At 71.2% G+C, this 17,045-nt stretch carries 13 protein-coding genes and 1 pseudogene; 8 read left to right on the top strand and 6 right to left on the bottom strand.

Annotated features, from left to right (window positions below; all coding sequences use genetic code 11):
- Positions 1–4: 4 nt before the first annotated feature.
- Both AQJ58_RS01500 and iolC read right to left on the bottom strand, forming a co-directional pair.
- Positions 5–886: a Cgl0159 family (beta/alpha)8-fold protein gene (locus tag AQJ58_RS01500; RefSeq protein WP_067244045.1), complete on the bottom strand. Its 882-nt coding sequence runs from the start codon at positions 884–886 to the stop codon at positions 5–7.
- Positions 883–1,833 carry a 5-dehydro-2-deoxygluconokinase gene (gene iolC, locus AQJ58_RS01495; protein WP_067244044.1) on the bottom strand — a complete coding sequence of 317 codons (951 nt, stop codon included), beginning with the start codon at positions 1,831–1,833 and terminating at the stop codon, positions 883–885. The genes AQJ58_RS01500 and iolC overlap by 4 nt, the downstream gene beginning before the upstream one ends.
- A gap of 155 nt (positions 1,834–1,988) precedes the next feature.
- Between iolC and AQJ58_RS01490 the strand changes: the two genes are divergently transcribed.
- Together AQJ58_RS01490 and AQJ58_RS01485 are read left to right on the top strand one after the other, a co-directional pair.
- Entirely contained in the window at positions 1,989–2,915 is a 927-nt protein-coding gene (locus AQJ58_RS01490; RefSeq protein ID WP_067244042.1) for a sugar phosphate isomerase/epimerase family protein, read from the top strand.
- Positions 2,916–3,243: 328 nt separating this feature from the next.
- Complete coding sequence (locus AQJ58_RS01485) at positions 3,244–3,444, top strand: helix-turn-helix transcriptional regulator (RefSeq protein ID WP_067244041.1); 201 nt, start codon at positions 3,244–3,246, stop codon at positions 3,442–3,444.
- A 52-nt stretch (positions 3,445–3,496) separates the two neighbouring features.
- Here the strand turns inward: AQJ58_RS01485 and AQJ58_RS01480 are convergent, their stop codons facing one another.
- Positions 3,497–4,540, bottom strand: coding sequence for a zinc-dependent alcohol dehydrogenase family protein (locus AQJ58_RS01480; protein ID WP_067244039.1), 1,044 nt, complete (start codon positions 4,538–4,540; stop codon positions 3,497–3,499).
- Positions 4,541–4,789: 249 nt separating this feature from the next.
- On the opposite strand from AQJ58_RS01480, the gene AQJ58_RS01475 reads away from it, so the two are divergent.
- From AQJ58_RS01475 to AQJ58_RS01465, 3 genes are all read left to right on the top strand, one after another.
- The gene (locus AQJ58_RS01475; protein WP_067244037.1) at positions 4,790–5,740 is read left to right on the top strand and encodes a PrsW family intramembrane metalloprotease; all 951 of its coding nucleotides are present in this window, start codon (positions 4,790–4,792) and stop codon (positions 5,738–5,740) included.
- A 74-nt stretch (positions 5,741–5,814) separates the two neighbouring features.
- Positions 5,815–6,054 (top strand): heavy-metal-associated domain-containing protein, encoded by a 240-nt coding sequence (locus AQJ58_RS01470; protein WP_067244035.1) that lies wholly within the window; start codon positions 5,815–5,817, stop codon positions 6,052–6,054.
- 19 nt (positions 6,055–6,073) lie between these two features.
- On the top strand, positions 6,074–8,320 hold the full coding sequence (locus AQJ58_RS01465) for a heavy metal translocating P-type ATPase (protein ID WP_067244033.1): 2,247 nt from the start codon (positions 6,074–6,076) through the stop codon (positions 8,318–8,320).
- 672 nt (positions 8,321–8,992) lie between these two features.
- Here the strand turns inward: AQJ58_RS01465 and AQJ58_RS01460 are convergent.
- From AQJ58_RS01460 to AQJ58_RS01450, 3 genes are all read right to left on the bottom strand, one after another.
- A complete protein-coding gene (locus tag AQJ58_RS01460) occupies positions 8,993–10,282 on the bottom strand; it encodes a citrate synthase (protein WP_055637269.1) in 1,290 nt (429 codons plus the stop codon).
- Positions 10,283–10,513: 231 nt separating this feature from the next.
- The gene (locus AQJ58_RS01455; RefSeq protein ID WP_067244030.1) at positions 10,514–12,766 is read right to left on the bottom strand and encodes an SF1B family DNA helicase RecD2; all 2,253 of its coding nucleotides are present in this window, start codon (positions 12,764–12,766) and stop codon (positions 10,514–10,516) included.
- 41 nt (positions 12,767–12,807) lie between these two features.
- On the bottom strand, positions 12,808–13,131 hold the full coding sequence (locus AQJ58_RS01450; RefSeq protein ID WP_067244028.1) for a hypothetical protein: 324 nt from the start codon (positions 13,129–13,131) through the stop codon (positions 12,808–12,810).
- Between the two features lie 220 nt (positions 13,132–13,351).
- Between AQJ58_RS01450 and AQJ58_RS01445 the strand changes: the two genes are divergently transcribed.
- The 3 genes and pseudogenes from AQJ58_RS01445 to AQJ58_RS45810 all read left to right on the top strand — a co-directional run.
- On the top strand, positions 13,352–14,377 hold the full coding sequence (locus AQJ58_RS01445) for a LacI family DNA-binding transcriptional regulator (protein WP_067244026.1): 1,026 nt from the start codon (positions 13,352–13,354) through the stop codon (positions 14,375–14,377).
- Positions 14,374–15,942, top strand: coding sequence for a sugar ABC transporter ATP-binding protein (locus tag AQJ58_RS01440; RefSeq protein ID WP_067244025.1), 1,569 nt, complete (start codon positions 14,374–14,376; stop codon positions 15,940–15,942). The genes AQJ58_RS01445 and AQJ58_RS01440 overlap by 4 nt, the downstream gene beginning before the upstream one ends.
- Positions 15,932–16,906 (top strand): annotated as a pseudogene (locus AQJ58_RS45810) (ABC transporter permease); the annotation flags it as partial. The gene AQJ58_RS01440 and the pseudogene AQJ58_RS45810, both read left to right, overlap by 11 nt.
- Positions 16,907–17,045: the final 139 nt, after the last annotated feature.

The raw sequence follows: 17,045 nt of genomic DNA, 5'->3' as shown, positions 1-17,045 counted from the left end.
GCCCTCACAGCAGTCCTACGGCGGTGTCCACGGCGGCGGCGACCTTCCCGTCGGCCGGGTACAGCAGCGAACGGCCGACCACCAGGCCCCGGACGGTGGGGAGTTGCAGCGCCCCGCGCCACTTCTCGTACGCCCCGTCCTGGTCGTCGCCGACCTCGCCGCCCAGCAGGACGGCGGGGAGGGTGGAGGTCTCCATGACCTGGGCCATGTCGTCGGGGTTGTCGGTGACCGGGACCTTCAGCCAGGTGTAGGCGGAGGTGCCGCCCAGGCCGGAGGCGATGGCGATCGACTTGGTGACGGCCTCGGCGGAGAGGTCGTTCTGCACCTTGCCCCCGGGGGTGCGCCGGCTGAGGAACGGCTCGACGAACAGGGGCAGTCTGCGGGCCGCCATGTCGTCGACGGCCCGGGCCGTGGTCTCCATGGTGGTCAGGGAGCCCGGGTCGTCGTAGTCGATCCGCAGGAGCAGTTTGCCGGCGTCGAAGTTCAGCCGCTCGATGTCCTCGGCGCGGTGGCCGGTGAAGCGGTCGTCGAGCTCGAACACCGAGCCCTGGAGACCGCCGCGGTTCATCGAGCCCATGACGACCTTGGCGTCGAGAGCGCCGAGCAGCAGCAGGTCGTCGAGGATGTCGGCGGTGGCGAGGACGCCGTCCACGCCGGGCCGCGACAGCGCCAGCATCAGGCGTTCCAGCAGGTCGGCGCGGTTGGCCATGGCCAGCTTGTCTCCGCCGACGCCGAGCGCGCCCCGGGCGGGGTGGTCGGCGGCGACGATCATCAGCCGGCCGTTGTCGCCCAGCAGCGGGCGGCGGGGGCGGCGGGCGGCGGCCTCGGCGATCGCCTCGGGCCGCTCGGCGCGCAGCCGGACGATGTCGGAGATGTCGACGGTCACAGGACGGCCCCCGCCTCGACCGCGGCCTCGATCTCGTCGCCGGTCGGCATCGCGGAGGAGCACTCCAGCCGGGAGGCGACGATCGCGCCGGCCGCGTTGGCGTGGCGCATGATCTGCTCCAGGTCCCAGTCGGCGAGCAGACCGTGGCACAGGGAGCCGCCGAAGGCGTCGCCCGCGCCGAGGCCGTTGAGGACGTTCACCGGGAGCGGCGGGACCTCGGCGGACTCACCGCTGCGGTGGACGGCGAGGACCCCCTTGGGGCCCTGCTTGACGACGGCGAGCTCGACGCCCGCGTCCAGCAGCGCCTGGGCGGCGGCCCGCGGTTCGCGGACGCCGGTGGCGACCTCCACCTCGTCGAGGTTGCCGACCGCGACGGTGGTGTGCTTGAGGGCCTCCGCGTAGAACGGGCGGGCCGCGTCCGGGTCGGTCCAGAACATCGGGCGCCAGTCGAGGTCGAAGACCGTGATGCCGGCCTTGGCGCGGTGCGCGAGGGCGGCGAGGGTCGCGGTGCGGCTGGGCTCCTCGCTCAGACCGGTACCGGTGACCCAGAAGATCCCGGCCTCGCGGATGGCGTCGAGGTCCAGCTCGTGGGCGTCGATCTCCAGGTCCGGGGCCTTGGGCCGGCGGTAGAAGTACAGCGGGAAGTCGTCCGGCGGGAAGACCTCGCAGAAGGTGACCGGCGTCTGCAGGCCCGGCACCGGCGTGACATAGCGGTCGTCGACGCCGAAGCCGCGCAGGGCCTCGTGCAGGTACGTGCCGAAGGGGTCGTCGCCCGTGCGGGTGATCACGGCGGCGGACCGGCCGAGGCGGGCCGCGGCGACCGCGACGTTGGACGCCGAGCCGCCGAGGAACTTCCCGAAGGACGTGACCTGCGGGAGCGGCACACCCGTCTGCAGCGGATAGAGGTCCACCCCGATCCGCCCCATGGTGATCAGGTCGTACGCCATCGAGTTCCCTTCGTGTCGGCCCGGTCCCGTCGGGATCGGTCCCGTGTCGGCTCTCCACGGCTTTGTAGTCCGGCTCCGGGCACCCTGTCAATAGTTTGTCCAGACATTCGGACCAGGCCTTGACACCCCTGGGGAGAGCCCGCACGCTGGCGCCCATGACGTCGTTGTCACCTCAGCCCCCGCAGGCTTCACTCTCGCGCATCCGGATCGGATCGGCCCCCGACAGCTGGGGCGTCTGGTTCCCGGACGACCCCGTACAGGTCCCCTGGCAGCGCTTCCTCGACGAGGTCGCGCAGTCCGGCTACGAGTGGATCGAACTCGGCCCCTACGGCTATCTGCCGACCGACCCGGCCGTGCTCACCGAGGAGACCGCCAAGCGCGGTCTGAAGGTGTCCGCCGGCACGGTCTTCACCGGCCTCCACCACGGCGAGGCCGTGTGGGAGAAGACCTGGGCGCATGTCGCGGACAACGCGGTGCTCGCCCAGGCCATGGGGGCGAAGCATCTCGTCGTCATCCCGTCCTTCTGGCGGGACGACAAGACCGGCGAGGTGCTGGAGTCCGACACCCTCACACCCGAGCAGTGGCGCAACCTCACCACGCTGACCGAGCGGCTCGGCAAGGAGGTGCGCGAGCGGTACGGGCTCCGGATCGTCGTCCACCCGCACGCCGACACCCACATCGACAGCGAGGAGAACGTCGTCCGCTTCCTGGACGGCACCGACTCCGACCTCGTGTCGCTGTGCCTGGACACCGGGCACTACGCCTACTGCGGCGGCGACAGCGTGAAGCTGATCGAGACATACGGGTCGCGGATCGGGTACCTCCACCTCAAGCAGGTGGACCCGGAGATCCTCGCCGACGTGAAGGCCAAGGGAACGCCGTTCGGGCCGGCCGTGGCCCAGGGCGTGATGTGCGAGCCACCCGCGGGCGTGCCGGCGCTCGGCCCCGTCCTGGAGGCTGCGGGCAAGCTGGACGTGGACCTGTTCGCGATCGTGGAGCAGGACATGTACCCCTGCGAGCAGGACAAGCCGCTGCCGATCGCTCAGCGGACGCGGGCGTTCCTGAGGTCGTGCGGGGCGTAGGCCGTAGGTGGTGTGCGGGCTGCGGGGGCCCGCCGCGCCCACGCGACGGAGCCCCGTGCCGACGACGGGGATGTACGCGCGGACTTGTCAAGGCGCCACTCCCACGCGTCCCTCGCGTGCCTTCGCACCACCTTCGTCACAAATACCCCCTCCCTGTCACCCATGTCCCGCCTACGCGGGTTTTCGGTCACGCACGGACGACATCCGCGGTCGTGCCGTCACTCTGCGTCGTTCGCCGGGCACAGGCTTGGTGATCGCCAGCGCAGCGCCGGGCTCCCCCTGGCGGCCTCCCGGCCGCCACCCCCGCGCGCGCAGGGAGGTGCAACGCATGACCGACCGAAGGCTCTGGTCCTACAAGGAGATCGCGGCGCACATCAACGTGCAGCCGGACACCGTACGGTCCTACCGCAAGCACGGGCTCCTCCCCCCGCCCGACCGCGTCGACGGCGGCAAGCCCTACTGGTTCGCCGCCACCGTCCAGGACTGGGCCGCCGCCCGGCCGGGCAACCGCGGCCGCAGATCCGGCTGACCTCACTCCCCGCGCCTCGTGCGGGACACGGGGCCGTCCGGCCCGGCGGCTCTCAGCTCCACGGCTCGATGACGGTGACCCCGGCCCCCGGCGCCGTCCCCATCTCCGCCAGCGCTCGCGGTACGGCGTCCAGGGTGATCGTCGAGGTCACCAGGAGGTCGGGCCGCAGGACCCCGGCCCGTACCGCCTCCAGCATCGCGGGGTAGGTGTGGGCGGCCATGCCGTGGCTGCCGAGGATCTCCAGTTCGAGGGCGATCGCGCGGGCGAGCGGGACGGGGGTGGTGCCCTCGGGCGAGGGCAGCAGGCCGACCTGGAGGTGCCTGCCCCGGCGCCGCAGTCCGTTCACCGAGGCGGCGCAGGTGGCCGGGGAGCCGAGGGCGTCCAGGGAGAGATGGGCGCCGCCGCCGGTGAGGTCACGGACCGCCGCCGCCGTGTCCGCCACGCCCCGGGCGTCCACGCACTCCGCCGCGCCGAACGTCCGCGCCAGCTCCAGCGCCCGCGGCGACACGTCCACCGCGACCACCCGGGCCCCGCTCGCCGCGGCGATCATCACCGCGGACAGGCCGACCCCGCCGCAGCCGTGCACCGCGGCCCACTCCCCCGCCGCGACCCGCCCCCGCTGCACGACCGCCCGGAACGCGGTGGCGAACCGGCAGCCGAGGGCGGCCGCGGTGCCGTAGGACAGGTCGTCCGGGACCGCGACCAGGTTCACGTCGGCGTGGTCCAGGGCCACGAACTCGGCGAAGGAACCCCAGTGCGTGAACCCGGGCTGGGTCTGGCGCTCGCACACCTGGTGGTCGCCGGCCGCGCAGGACGGGCAGCTTCCGCAGCCGCACACGAAGGGGACGGTGACCCGGTCGCCGGGGCGCCAGCGGGTGACGCCGGCCCCGATCGCCTCGACGGTGCCGGCCAGTTCGTGGCCGGGGACGTGCGGCAGGACGATGTCGGGGTCGTGGCCCATCCAGCCGTGCCAGTCGCTGCGGCACAGACCGGTGGCCTCGACCCGGACGACGACTCCGTGCGGGGCCGGGCGGGGGTCGGGGACCTCGCGTATCTCAGCCGGTGCGCCGTACTTCTCGAAGACCACCGCTCGCATCTGGGCTCCCGTCGCCTGTGTCGTCGCCGCTTTCGTCCGCACCTGTCGTCCGCGGTCCGTCGTGGCCGGTCGCTGACAGGGCGGGACTGGAACGCTATCCGCAGGCTCCGGTCGGCGAGCACCCGGACGGCCCTCCTCCGGACGACCGTCCCGGACTGCGCTTCAGGACGTACCTACATAAAGTGCCGGTAAATCCGCTCCGGGTGCTCGCTCCCGCCCGGACGACCCTGGACGACGAGGGGATCTGCCGTGACCCACTCCCCGCCGCCCGGCGCGCCCCGGGCCCGCATCCCCGGACCGCAGCAGCCCCCTCCGTCGGCCCCGCGGATCCCGGCCGGACTGTGGAAGCGCTGCCTGGGCGGCGGGCTGCTCCTGTGGGCGCTGACCGCGCTCGTCACGTACGCCACCGCGAACCCCACCCTGCTGCCGACCCTGATCCTGCTCGGCAGCTTCCTCGTCCCGGTCTGCTTCGTGCTGTGGGCGTACGAGCGGCACGGCCGTGACCTGGGCATCGGCCTGATCCTCGGCTGCTTCCTGACCGGCGGCACGCTGGGTGTGCTCGGCGCGTCGGTGATGGAGTCCTACCTGCTGCACCCCTCGCTGTGGATGTTCGTCGGGGTCGGGCTGATCGAGGAGGCGGCGAAGCTCGGCGCGCTGATGTTCGTACTGCGCCGGCAGACCCGGCTGCGGGGCCTGCGCGCCGGGGTGGTGCTGGGCGCGGCCGTCGGCTTCGGCTTCGCGGCCCTGGAGAGCGCCGGGTACGCCTTCGAGGCGGCCGTCTCCACGGTCGGCATCGACCTCGGCGCGCTGCTGGAGACCGAGATCCTGCGCGGGGTGCTCGCGCCCTTCGGTCACGGGCTGTGGACGGCGGTCGCGGGCGGGGTCCTGCTGGAGTACCGCCGTCCGAACGGGCGTTTCCCGTTCGCCGCGCCCGTCCTCGGCACCTGCGTCGGGGTCGCGCTGCTGCACGCTCTGTGGGACTCCACCCACGGGATCGCGATCTGGCTGGTGGCCCGGCTGACCGCCGGCGGCCTTGACCGACGGCTCTTCGCCGAGGGGTACATCCCGCGGCCGACCACCGAGCAGCAGCATCTGCTCACGCTGTTCTCGGTCGGCGCGACGGTGTGCGTGGCCCTGCTCGGGGTGGCCTGGGTGCGCTCGCTGGCACGCCAGGACCCTTCTTGGAGAAATACCCCCTAGGGGTATAGTGTGGGGTTACTGGGAGACCTCTCAGGTCTCCGCCGACCCCATCCGCCTCCCCCCAGGAGAACGACATGACCGCATCGACCGACACCGCCGGCTCCGTCACCACCGTCTACCGGGTGAGCGGCATGAGCTGCGGCCACTGCGAGGGCGCCGTCTCCGGCGAGATCTCCGAACTGGCCGGGGTCGTCTCCGTCAAGGCCGTCGCCGCCACCGGCGAGGTCACCGTCGTCTCCGCCACCCCGCTCGACGACGAGGCCGTGCGCGCCGCGGTCGACGAGGCCGGATTCGAGCTGGCCGGCCGGGCCTGACCCGATCGCCCCCACGGCCATGACGACGAGCACCGCCACCGGCGCGCCGATAGCCGCCCCGACCGCCGAGGTCGAACTGCTGATCGGCGGAATGACCTGCGCGACCTGCGCGTCCCGCGTGGAGAAGAAGCTGAACCGGATGGACGGGGTGACCGCGACGGTCAACTACGCCACCGAGAAGGCGAAGATCAGCTACCCGCCCGGGACCGGGGTCGCCGACCTCATCGCGACCGTGGTGAAGACGGGGTACACCGCCGAGGAACCCGTCCGCGAGGAGCCCGCCGGGGAAGGCGCGGGGAACACGGCCGGGAGCGACCCCGAGCTCTCGGCTCTGCGCCACCGACTCCTGGTCACCGTCCTCCTCGCGGCGCCCGTCGTCCTGCTCGCGATGGTCCCGTCCCTCCAGTTCGACTTCTGGCAGTGGCTCTCGCTGACGCTCGCCGCGCCCGCCGTCGTCTGGGGCGGCGCGCCGCTGCACCGGGCCGCCTGGACGAACCTGCGGCACGGCACCGCCACCATGGACACCCTGGTGTCCATCGGCACGCTGGCCGCCTTCGGCTGGTCGGTGTGGGCGCTGTTCCTGGGCGACGCGGGCATGCCCGGCATGCGGCACCCGTTCGAACTCACCGTCTCCCGCACCGACGGCGCCTCCGCGATCTATCTGGAGGTCGCCGCCGGGGTCACCGCCTTCATCCTCCTCGGCCGCTACCTCGAGGCCCGCTCCAAGCGGAGCGCGGGGGCGGCGCTCCGGGCCCTGATGGAGCTGGGCGCCAAGGACGTCTCCGTGCTGCGCGACGGGCGGGAGACCCGGATCCCGGCCGACCGGCTCGCCGTGGGCGACCGGTTCGTCGTACGGCCCGGAGAGAAGATCGCCACCGACGGCACGGTCGTCGAGGGCGTCTCCGCGGTCGACGTCTCGATGCTGACGGGTGAGTCGGTGCCGGTGGACGTCGGGCCGGGCGACGCCGTCACCGGCGCGACCGTGAACGCCGGCGGGCGGCTCGTCGTCGAGGCCACCCGGATCGGCGCCGACACCCGGCTCGCCCGGATGGCGCGGCTCGTGGAGGACGCGCAGAACGGCAAGGCCGAGGTGCAGCGGCTCGCCGACCGGATCGCGGGGGTGTTCGTGCCCGTGGTCCTGGTGATCGCGACCGCCACCTTCGGCGGCTGGCTCGGCGCGACCGGGGACACCGTCGCCGCGTTCACCGCGGCCGTCGCCGTGCTGATCATCGCCTGCCCGTGCGCGCTCGGCCTGGCCACCCCCACGGCCCTGCTGGTCGGCACCGGGCGCGGCGCCCAGCTCGGCATCCTCATCAAGGGGCCCGAGGTCCTGGAGTCCACCCGCCGCGTCGACACCGTCGTCCTCGACAAGACGGGCACCGTCACCACCGGCCGGATGACCCTCCAGGACGTGTACGTCGCGGACGGCACCGACGAGACCGAGCTGCTGCGGCTCGCGGGCGCCCTGGAGCACGCCTCCGAGCACCCGGTCGCCCGCGCGGTGGCCGCGGGCGCGCAGGAGCGCGCCGGGCACCTGCCGGCGGCCGAGCACTTCGAGAACGTGCCCGGGCGGGGCGTACGGGGGCGGGTGGAGGGACGCGAGGTGGCCGTGGGGCGGCTCTTCGAGGAGCTTCCGCGCGAGCTGGCCCGCGCCAAGGACGAGGCCGAGCGGGGCGGTCGTACGGCCGTCGTCGTCGGCTGGGACGGCAGCGCGCGCGGGGTGCTCACGGTCGCCGACGCGGTCAAGGAGACCAGCGCCGAGGCGGTCAAGGAGCTGCGCGCGCTGGGGCTCACCCCGGTGCTGCTGACCGGGGACAACCGGGCCGTCGCGGAGGCGGTCGCGGCGGCGGTCGGGATCGACGAGGTGATCGCCGAGGTGCTGCCCGAGGAGAAGGTCGACGTCGTCCGGCGGCTGAGGGACGAGGGGCGGGTCGTCGCGATGGTCGGCGACGGCGTCAACGACGCGGCCGCGCTCGCCACCGCCGATCTGGGGCTGGCCATGGGCACCGGAACGGACGCGGCGATCGAGGCGAGCGATCTGACGCTGGTACGGGGGGACCTGCGGGTGGCGGCGGACGCCATCAGGCTGTCCCGGCGGACCCTGTCCACGATCAAGGGCAATCTGGTGTGGGCCTTCGGGTACAACGTGGCCGCGCTGCCGCTGGCCGCCGCCGGACTGCTCAACCCGATGATCGCCGGGGCCACGATGGCCTTCTCGTCGGTCTTCGTGGTGACGAACAGTCTCAGGTTGCGCACCTTTGACTGAGACCCCCTGGAGTCCTGCGCGAGCCTCACATAAGCTCTTCACAAGGCTCGCGCATCATCCTTACGCTTGGGCCTCGCTCGCTGTATCCGGGCTCTTGCGCATCTAACGGACATATGCAAGAGACACAGATCACAGTGACGTGAACGTAACCACCGAAGGGGTTCGACGGTCTAAGTTGACGGTGTCGGAAAGCGTCTTGGGGGGCGCGGACCGGCATCTGGGGATGTCTTGGGGGACTTCCTCAGAGATGCGTTGCCGGGGCACGTACACCGGGAAGCTTTGAGCGGCCCTCCCAGCGTGCGCGTCCCGGCAGACCGCACACGCGGTAGTACGGCGGGTTCCCCCCGCGGTGCTCAACCGCAGGCACGACAACCGCAGGACAACCGCATATCGACACAGCGAATTCAGGCGCTGTCCTCATAACGCCCGGCCGGATCCCGTGGGGGGAATCCGCACCGGGACATGGGAAGGCGCCCTGGTCGTCGGCCCGTGGGGGGACTGACGCCGGGGCGCCTTCCGCTTTTCCTTGTCGCAGGCAGCGAGGGTGCATGGTCACGGGGGCGGGCCGGCCCCACCCGAAGGGGCGCGGAACCTGCGCGAACGCCCCCACTCACCCGTGCCCGACAACGCACCGGTGGCGGGGGCACCCGTTCGGCTCCCCCGCCTAAGGCTCTAGCGCTCCTCGACCGGAACGAAGTCGCGCTCGACCACGCCCGTGTAGATCTGCCGGGGACGGCCGATGCGGGAACCCGGCTCCTTGATCATCTCGTGCCACTGGGCGATCCAGCCCGGAAGGCGGCCGAGGGCGAAGAGGACCGTGAACATCTCGGTCGGGAAGCCCATCGCGCGGTAGATCAGACCCGTGTAGAAGTCGACGTTCGGGTACAGGTTGCGCTGGACGAAGTACTCGTCGGAGAGCGCGTGCTCCTCGAGCTTGAGGGCGATGTCCAGCAGCTCGTCGGACTTGCCGAGGGCCGAGAGGACATCGTGCGCCGCGGCCTTGATGATCTTGGCGCGAGGGTCGAAGGACTTGTACACCCGGTGGCCGAAGCCCATCAGGCGGACGCCGTCCTCCTTGTTCTTCACCTTGGAGATGAAGGAGTCGACATCGCCGCCGCCCGCCTGGATGCCTTCCAGCATCTCCAGGACGGACTGGTTGGCACCGCCGTGCAGCGGGCCCCAGAGCGCGTTGATGCCGGCCGAGATCGAGGCGAACATGTTCGCCTGCGAGGAGCCGACGAGGCGGACCGTGGAGGTCGAACAGTTCTGCTCGTGGTCCGCGTGCAGGATGAGGAGCTTGTCCAGGGCGGAGACCACGACCGGGTCGAGGTCGTACTCCTGGGCGGGGACCGAGAAGGTCATGCGCAGGAAGTTCTCGACGTAACCGAGGTCGTTGCGCGGGTAGACGAACGGGTGACCGATCGACTTCTTGTACGCGTACGCCGCGATCGTCGGGAGCTTGGCGAGCAGACGGATCGTGGAGAGGTTGCGCTGCTTCTCGTCGAACGGGTTGTGGCTGTCCTGGTAGAAGGTGGACAGCGCGGAGACCACCGAGGACAGCATGGCCATCGGGTGGGCGTCGCGCGGGAAGCCCTTGTAGAAGTTCTTGACGTCCTCGTGCAGCAGGGTGTGCTGCGTGATGTCGTTCTTGAAGACGCTCAGCTCGTCGACCGTCGGCAGCTCGCCGTTGATCAGCAGGTAGGCGACCTCCAGGAAGGTCGACCGCTCCGCGAGCTGCTCGATCGGGTAGCCGCGGTACCGGAGGATCCCCTGCTCGCCGTCGAGGTACGTGATGGCGGATTTATAGGCGGCGGTGTTGCCGTAGCCGCTGTCCAGGGTCACCAGACCGGTCTGGGCGCGGAGCTTCCCGATGTCGAAGCCCTTGTCGCCGACGGTGCTGTCGATCACCGGGTAGGTGTACTCGCCGTCGCCGTACCGCAGTACTACAGAGTTGTCGCTCACGTCATCCCTCACCGACGTTGTGCCTCTTCTTCGAGGTTGCCCTGACTGTCTCCACCCTCCCCCATTTGGCGCAGGAGAGTGCACTCGGGGTCGACCACTGGGCTCATCGACGGCACTCAGTGCCGCCAACTTGCACATACTGCCGCCTTGGTCACGGTTGGGGAAGTGCTGTGTGACCTTTGCGACTCATTTGATCGATCATTTTTTGTGCTGGGTTCGAGAACCGCGTGCTCAACGGCCCGAGAGGCGGAAATCGAGGGCGGTACAGCGCCGGCCCGCCGAGACCGTGCGCACCGCCTGGCCGATCGCCTTGCGTGAGCCGACCAGGACGACGAGGCGCTTCGCACGGGTGACGGCCGTATACAGCAGGTTCCGCTGCAACATCATCCATGCTCCCGTGGTGACGGGGATCACGACGGCGGGATATTCACTTCCCTGTGAACGGTGGATCGTCACCGCGTACGCGTGGGCCAGTTCGTCCAGTTCGTCGAACTCGTACGGGACCTCCTCGTCCTCGTCCGTCAGTACCGTCAGGCGCTGGTCCACCGGGTCGAGCGAGGTGACCACGCCCACCGTGCCGTTGAAGACACCGTTCTTCCCCTTCTCGTAATTGTTGCGGATCTGGGTGACCTTGTCGCCGACACGGAACACCCGCCCGCCGAACCGCTTCTCCGCCAGATCCGGGCGGCCGGGGGTGATGGCCTGCTGGAGCAGTCCGTTGAGCGTGCCGGCGCCGGCGGGCCCGCGGTGCATGGGCGCCAGCACCTGCACGTCCCGGCGCGGGTCCAGGCCGAACTTCGCCGGGATCCGGCGGGCCGCCACGTCCACGGTGAGCCGGCCGGCCTCCTCGGTGTCGTCCTCGACGAACAGGAAGAAGTCCTTCATGCCGTCGGTGACCGGGTGCTGCCCGGCGTTGATCCGGTGGGCGTTCGTCACCACACCGGACTGCTGGGCCTGGCGGAACACCCGGGTGAGCCGCACGGCGGGCACCGGGCTGCCGTCGGCGAGGAGGTCGCGCAGGACCTCGCCCGCGCCGACGCTCGGGAGCTGGTCGACGTCCCCGACGAACAGCAGCCGCGCGCCCGGCGGTACGGCCTTCACCAGCTTGTTGGCCAGGAGCAGGTCCAGCATCGACGCCTCGTCGACCACCACGAGGTCGGCGTCGAGCGGGCGGTCCCGGTCGTACGCCGCGTCGCCGCCCGGCTTGAGCTCCAGCAGCCGGTGGACGGTCGAGGCCTCGGCGCCGGTCAGCTCGGCCAGCCGCTTGGCGGCGCGGCCGGTGGGCGCGGCCAGCACGACCTTGGCCTTCCTGGCGCGGGCCAGCTCCACGATCGAGCGCACGGTGAAGGACTTGCCGCACCCCGGGCCGCCGGTGAGCACCGCGACCTTCTCGGTCAGCGCGAGCCGCACGGCCGCCTCCTGCTCGGGCGCGAGCTCTGTGCCGGTACGGCCCTTCAGCCAGGCCAGCGCCTTGTCCCAGGCCACCTCGCGGAACCCCGGCAGCCGGTCCTCCTCGGTGCGCAGCAGACGCAGCACCTGGGCGGAGAGGGAGAGTTCGGCGCGGTGGAAGGGGACCAGGTAGACCGCGGTGACCTCCTCGCCGTCCGCACCGGGGACCTTCTCCCGTACGACACCCGGCTCGCCGGAGTCCTCGTCCGGCTCGGCCAGCTCGGCCAGGCACTCGATGACCAGGCCGGTGTCGACCTGGAGGAGCTTGACCGCGTCGGCGATCAGCCGCTCCTCGGGCAGATAGCAGTGGCCCTGGTCGGTGGACTGGGAGAGCGCGTACTGCAGGCCCGCCTTGACGCGCTCCGGGCTGTCGTGCGGGATGCCGACGGACCGGGCGATCCGGTCGGCGGTGAGGAAGCCGATGCCCCAGACGTCGGCGGCCAGCCGGTAGGGCTGGTTCCTGACGACGGAGATCGACGCGTCGCCGTACTTCTTGTAGATCCGCACCGCGATGGAGGTGGACACCTCGACGGTCTGGAGGAACAGCATGACCTCCTTGATCGCCTTCTGTTCCTCCCAGGCGTCGGCGATCTTCTTCGTGCGCTTGGGACCGAGGCCGGGCACCTCGATCAGGCGCTTCGGCTCCTCCTCGATGATCGTCAGGGTGTCCACGCCGAAGTGCTGCGTGATGCGGTCGGCGAAGACCGGGCCGATGCCCTTGACCAGGCCGGATCCCAGATAGCGCCGGATGCCCTGGACGGTGGCCGGCAGCACGGTCGTGTAGTTCTCCACGGTGAACTGCTTGCCGTACTGGGGGTGCGAGCCCCAGCGGCCCTCCATCCGCAGCGACTCGCCGACCTGGGCGCCGAGCAGCGCGCCGACGACTGTGAGAAGGTCGCCGGCGCCTCTGCCGGTGTCCACCCGGGCGACCGTGTAGCCGTTCTCCTCGTTGGCGTACGTGATGCGCTCCAGTACGCCTTCCAGGGTGGCCAGTCGCCGCTCCCCCGCCGGGGAGGCCCCCGCCTGATCGGTCATGATCCGACGGTACCGCCCGGCACCGACATTCCCGTCGGGCGTCAGTTCTCGGCGAGCGTCACACAGGTGCCGACCACATAGCCGGTGACGCCGCTGCGGGTGACCTTCACCCAGCGCTTGCTGACGATGCCGCACTTCTCGTACGTGGAGGTGCCGTAGTACGACACACAGGACGCCGACGCGCTCTGTCCCTTGTTGACCTGCGCGAGGGCCGTACCGCTGGTGCTGGTGGTGGAACGGATGACGACCGTCTCCAGGGCGGTCGCCGTGCAGGACGCCGCGGCCGCCGGGCTCGCGAGGACGACTCCGGCCCCCACCAGGGCGGCCGCCCCCAGGGACGCTCCGAGTATCCGAGGTGCGCGCATGTCTCTTTCTCCCCTGTCGGACTTCATTGGCACGGGCATGCCACCCGCGCCGGGACAGGGGAAGCCTAGATCGCCCCGGTCCGGGGTTCATCACAAATCGATTTCAGCCACTCCGAGGGCTTGCTTTACGCCCATGTAATCGATTCCAATCCTTTCTGCGCGCGGATGTAATCGATTCCACGCGCTTCCGGTACCGAGTCCACGAGGAGGTGGAGCGGCGATGGCGAGCATCAAGGACGTGGCCGCCGAGGCGGGGGTCTCCGTCGCCACGGTGTCGCGCGTCCTGAACGACCATCCGTCGGTCAGCGAGGACGCACGCACCCGCGTGCTGGCCGCCGTCGAGGCGCTGGGCTACCGCCCGAACGCCGTCGCCCGGTCGCTGCGCACCGATCAGACCCGCACCCTCGGCCTGGTCATCAGCGACGTGATGAACCCCTACTTCACCGAGCTGGCCCGCTCCGTGGAGGAGGAGGCCCGCGCGCTCGGCTACAGCGTGATCATCGGCAACGCCGACGAACGGCCCGACCTCCAGGACCACCACGTACGGACCCTGCTGGACCGCCGGATCGACGGTCTGCTGGTCTCCCCCACCGACGGCGGCTCGCCGCTGATGCTCGACGCCGCGCGCGCGGGCACCCCGATGGTGTTCGTCGACCGCTGGATCCCCGGCGTCGACGTGCCCGTCGTACGGGCCGACGGACGGGCGGCGGTACGGGACCTCGTCGCGCATCTGCACGGGCTCGGGCACCGCAGGCTCGCCATCATCGCGGGCCCGGCCGCCACCACCACCGGCAGCGAGCGCATCGAGGCCTTCCGGGCCGCGATGGCCGAATACGGGCTCCCCCTGCCGGACGCCTACATAGGGCAGGGCGACTTCAAGGCCGAGAGCGGACGACGCGTCACCGACGGCTTCCTCGACCTGCCCGAGCCGCCCGAGGCCGTGTTCGCCACCGACAACCTGATGGCCCTGGGCGCGCTGGACGCCGTCCGCGCGCGCGGGCTGCGCGTTCCGGACGACATCGCGCTGGCGGCCTTCGACGACATCCGGTGGTTCGTGCACACCGATCCGCCGATCACAGCGATCGCCCAGCCGACGGGGGAACTGGGCCGGGCCGCCGTACGCGCCCTGGTCGACCGCATCGAGGGGCGGCCCTCCCGGTCCGTCGCCCTCCCCGCCCGTCTCGTCGTGCGCCGCTCGTGCGGCGAGGCCGCCTCTTCCCCGAAGGACCCGAGGAGCATCACGTGAGCCACCCCGACGAACTGCTGCGTATCGAAGGAATACGCAAGACCTTTCCCGGTGTCGTCGCGCTCGACAGCGTGGACTTCGCTCTGCGCCGCGGCGAGGTGCACGTGCTGCTCGGCGAGAACGGAGCCGGCAAGAGCACCCTCATCAAGATGCTCTCGGGCGCCTACCGCCCCGACGAGGGCCGCATCCTCGTCGACGGCGCCGAGACCCGCATCCAGGGCGCACAGGACGCCGAACGGCTCGGCATCGCCACGATCTACCAGGAGTTCAACCTCGTTCCCGACCTCACGGTCGCCGAGAACATCTTCCTGGGCCGCCAGCCGCGCCGCTTCGGCCTCCTCGACCGGAAGCGGATGAACGCGGACGCGGCCGAGCTCCTCGCCCGCGTCGGTGTCGACGTCGACCCCCGCACCCGGGTGCGCGACCTGGGCATCGCCCGGCTCCAGATGGTCGAGATCGCCAAGGCGCTGAGCCTCGACGCCCGCGTCCTGATCATGGACGAGCCGACCGCCGTCCTGACCACCGAAGAGGTCGAGAAGCTCTTCCGGATCGTGCGCAGGCTGCGGGACGACGGCGTCGGCATCGTCTTCATCACCCACCACCTGGAGGAGATCGCCGCCCTCGGCGACCGCGTCACCGTCCTGCGCGACGGCCGCAGCGTCGACCAGGTCCCGGCGAACACCCCCGAGGACCACCTCGTACGGCTCATGGTCGGCCGGAGCATCGAGCAGCAGTACCCGCGCGAACGCGCCGCTGCCGGGGCGCCGCTGCTCAGGGTCAGCGGCCTCACCCGGGCCGGTGTCTTCCACGACATCGACTTCGAGGTCCGGGCCGGCGAGGTCGTCGGACTGGCGGGCCTGGTCGGCGCCGGCCGCACCGAGGTCGTCCGGGCCGTCTTCGGCGCCGACCCGTACGACTTGGGCAGCGTCGAGGTGCAGGGTCACCCGCTGCGGCGGCAGGACGTCAACGCGGCCATGGACGCCGGACTCGGCCTGGTGCCCGAGGACCGCAAGGGACAGGGCCTGGTGCTGGACGCCACCGTGCAGGAGAACCTCGGCCTGGTCACCCTGGGCCGCTCCACCCGCGCGGGCTTCGTGGACCGGGCCGGGCAGCGGCGGGCCGCCGACCGGATCTCCGGGCAGCTCAAGGTCCGGATGGCCGGACTGCACCAGCAGGTACGGACGCTGTCCGGCGGAAACCAGCAGAAGGTCGTCATCGGCAAGTGGCTGCTGGCCGACACCAAGGTGCTGATCCTCGACGAGCCGACCCGCGGCATCGACGTGGGCGCCAAGGTCGAGATCTACCAGCTGATCAACGAACTGACCGCCTCCGGGCACGCGGTTCTGATGATCTCCAGCGACCTCCCCGAGGTGCTGGGCATGAGCGACCGCGTCCTGGTGATGTCCCAGGGCCGGATCGCGGGCGAACTCTCCGCCCAGGAAGCGACACAGGACGCCGTCATGGCGCTGGCCGTCAGCGCGACCGCGGCGACGGACACCGCGACAACGAACTCAGCGACAACGAACTCAGCAGCAAAGGATGTGGAGGTCTCCCGTGGCCACTGACACGCTCAAGAGCAGTAGTACGCACACGGGTGGTGCCCCCGCACTGCGCCGGATGCTCCTCGACAACGGCGCCCTCACCGCGCTGGTCGTCCTGGCCGTGGCGATGTCGTTCCTGTCGGGCGACTTCCTGGCCACCCAGAACCTCCTCAACGTCGGCGTCCAGGCGGCCGTCACCGCGATCCTGGCGTTCGGTGTCACGTTCGTGATCGTCTCCGCGGGCATCGACCTGTCGGTGGGCTCGGTCGCCGCGCTCTCCGCCACCGTGCTGGCCTGGGCCGCCACCGACCAGGGCGTCCCGGTGTGGATCGCGGTCCTGCTCGCCCTCGCCACCGGCGTCGGCAGCGGCCTGATCAGCGGCGCGCTCATCTCCTTCGGCAAGCTGCCGCCGTTCATCGCGACCCTGGCCATGCTGTCGGTGGGCCGCGGCCTCGCCCTGGTCATCTCGCAGGGCAGCCCGATCGCCTTCCCCGACTCCGTGTCCGAGCTGGGCACCACCATCGGCGGCTGGCTGCCGGTACCGGTCCTGGTGATGATCGCGATGGGCCTGGTCACCGCCGTGGTCCTGAACCGCACGTACATCGGCCGCGCCATGTACGCGATCGGCGGCAACGAGGAGGCCGCCCGGCTCTCCGGTATCCGCGTCAAGCGCCAGAAGCTGGTCATCTACGCCCTGGCCGGCGCCTTCGCGGCCGTCGCGGGCATCGTCCTCGCCTCCCGGCTCGCCTCCGCCCAGCCGCAGGCGGCGTACGGCTACGAACTCGACGCCATCGCCGCGGTCGTGATCGGCGGCGCCAGCCTCTCCGGTGGTGTCGGCAAGGCGTCGGGCACCCTCATCGGCGCGCTGATCCTCGCGGTGCTCCGCAACGGCCTCAACCTGCTGTCGGTCTCCGCCTTCTGGCAGCAGGTCGTCATCGGCGTCGTGATCGCGCTCGCCGTGCTGCTGGACACGCTGCGCCGGCGCTCGTAGCCGTCCGCCGCCTCTCCGCCCCCCCGTCCCCACGGTCCCCCCGTCCCCACGGTCCCCCCGCACCCGCACCCACCCTCACCCGCAAGGAACCGTCATGCGCATCAAGCAGATCTCCGTCGCCACCGCCGTCATAGCC

This window comes from Streptomyces sp. DSM 15324 (genome assembly GCF_001514285.1).
GTDB lineage: Bacteria > Actinomycetota > Actinomycetes > Streptomycetales > Streptomycetaceae > Streptomyces.
Note: the sequence above shows the minus strand (reverse complement) of the source record. Positions and strands in the feature narration are given on the sequence as shown.

What these genes read in the sequence shown, in the direction of transcription:
- iolC (WP_067244044.1), bottom strand. Translation starts at nt 1,833, where the DNA reads ATGGCGTACGACCTGATCACCATGGGGCGGATCGGGGTGGACCTCTAT.
- AQJ58_RS01490 (WP_067244042.1), top strand. Translation starts at nt 1,989, where the DNA reads ATGACGTCGTTGTCACCTCAGCCCCCGCAGGCTTCACTCTCGCGCATC.
- AQJ58_RS01485 (WP_067244041.1), top strand. Translation starts at nt 3,244, where the DNA reads ATGACCGACCGAAGGCTCTGGTCCTACAAGGAGATCGCGGCGCACATC.
- AQJ58_RS01480 (WP_067244039.1), bottom strand. Translation starts at nt 4,540, where the DNA reads ATGCGAGCGGTGGTCTTCGAGAAGTACGGCGCACCGGCTGAGATACGC.
- AQJ58_RS01470 (WP_067244035.1), top strand. Translation starts at nt 5,815, where the DNA reads ATGACCGCATCGACCGACACCGCCGGCTCCGTCACCACCGTCTACCGG.
- AQJ58_RS01465 (WP_067244033.1), top strand. Translation starts at nt 6,074, where the DNA reads ATGACGACGAGCACCGCCACCGGCGCGCCGATAGCCGCCCCGACCGCC.
- AQJ58_RS01455 (WP_067244030.1), bottom strand. Translation starts at nt 12,766, where the DNA reads ATGACCGATCAGGCGGGGGCCTCCCCGGCGGGGGAGCGGCGACTGGCC.
- AQJ58_RS01450 (WP_067244028.1), bottom strand. Translation starts at nt 13,131, where the DNA reads ATGCGCGCACCTCGGATACTCGGAGCGTCCCTGGGGGCGGCCGCCCTG.
- AQJ58_RS01445 (WP_067244026.1), top strand. Translation starts at nt 13,352, where the DNA reads ATGGCGAGCATCAAGGACGTGGCCGCCGAGGCGGGGGTCTCCGTCGCC.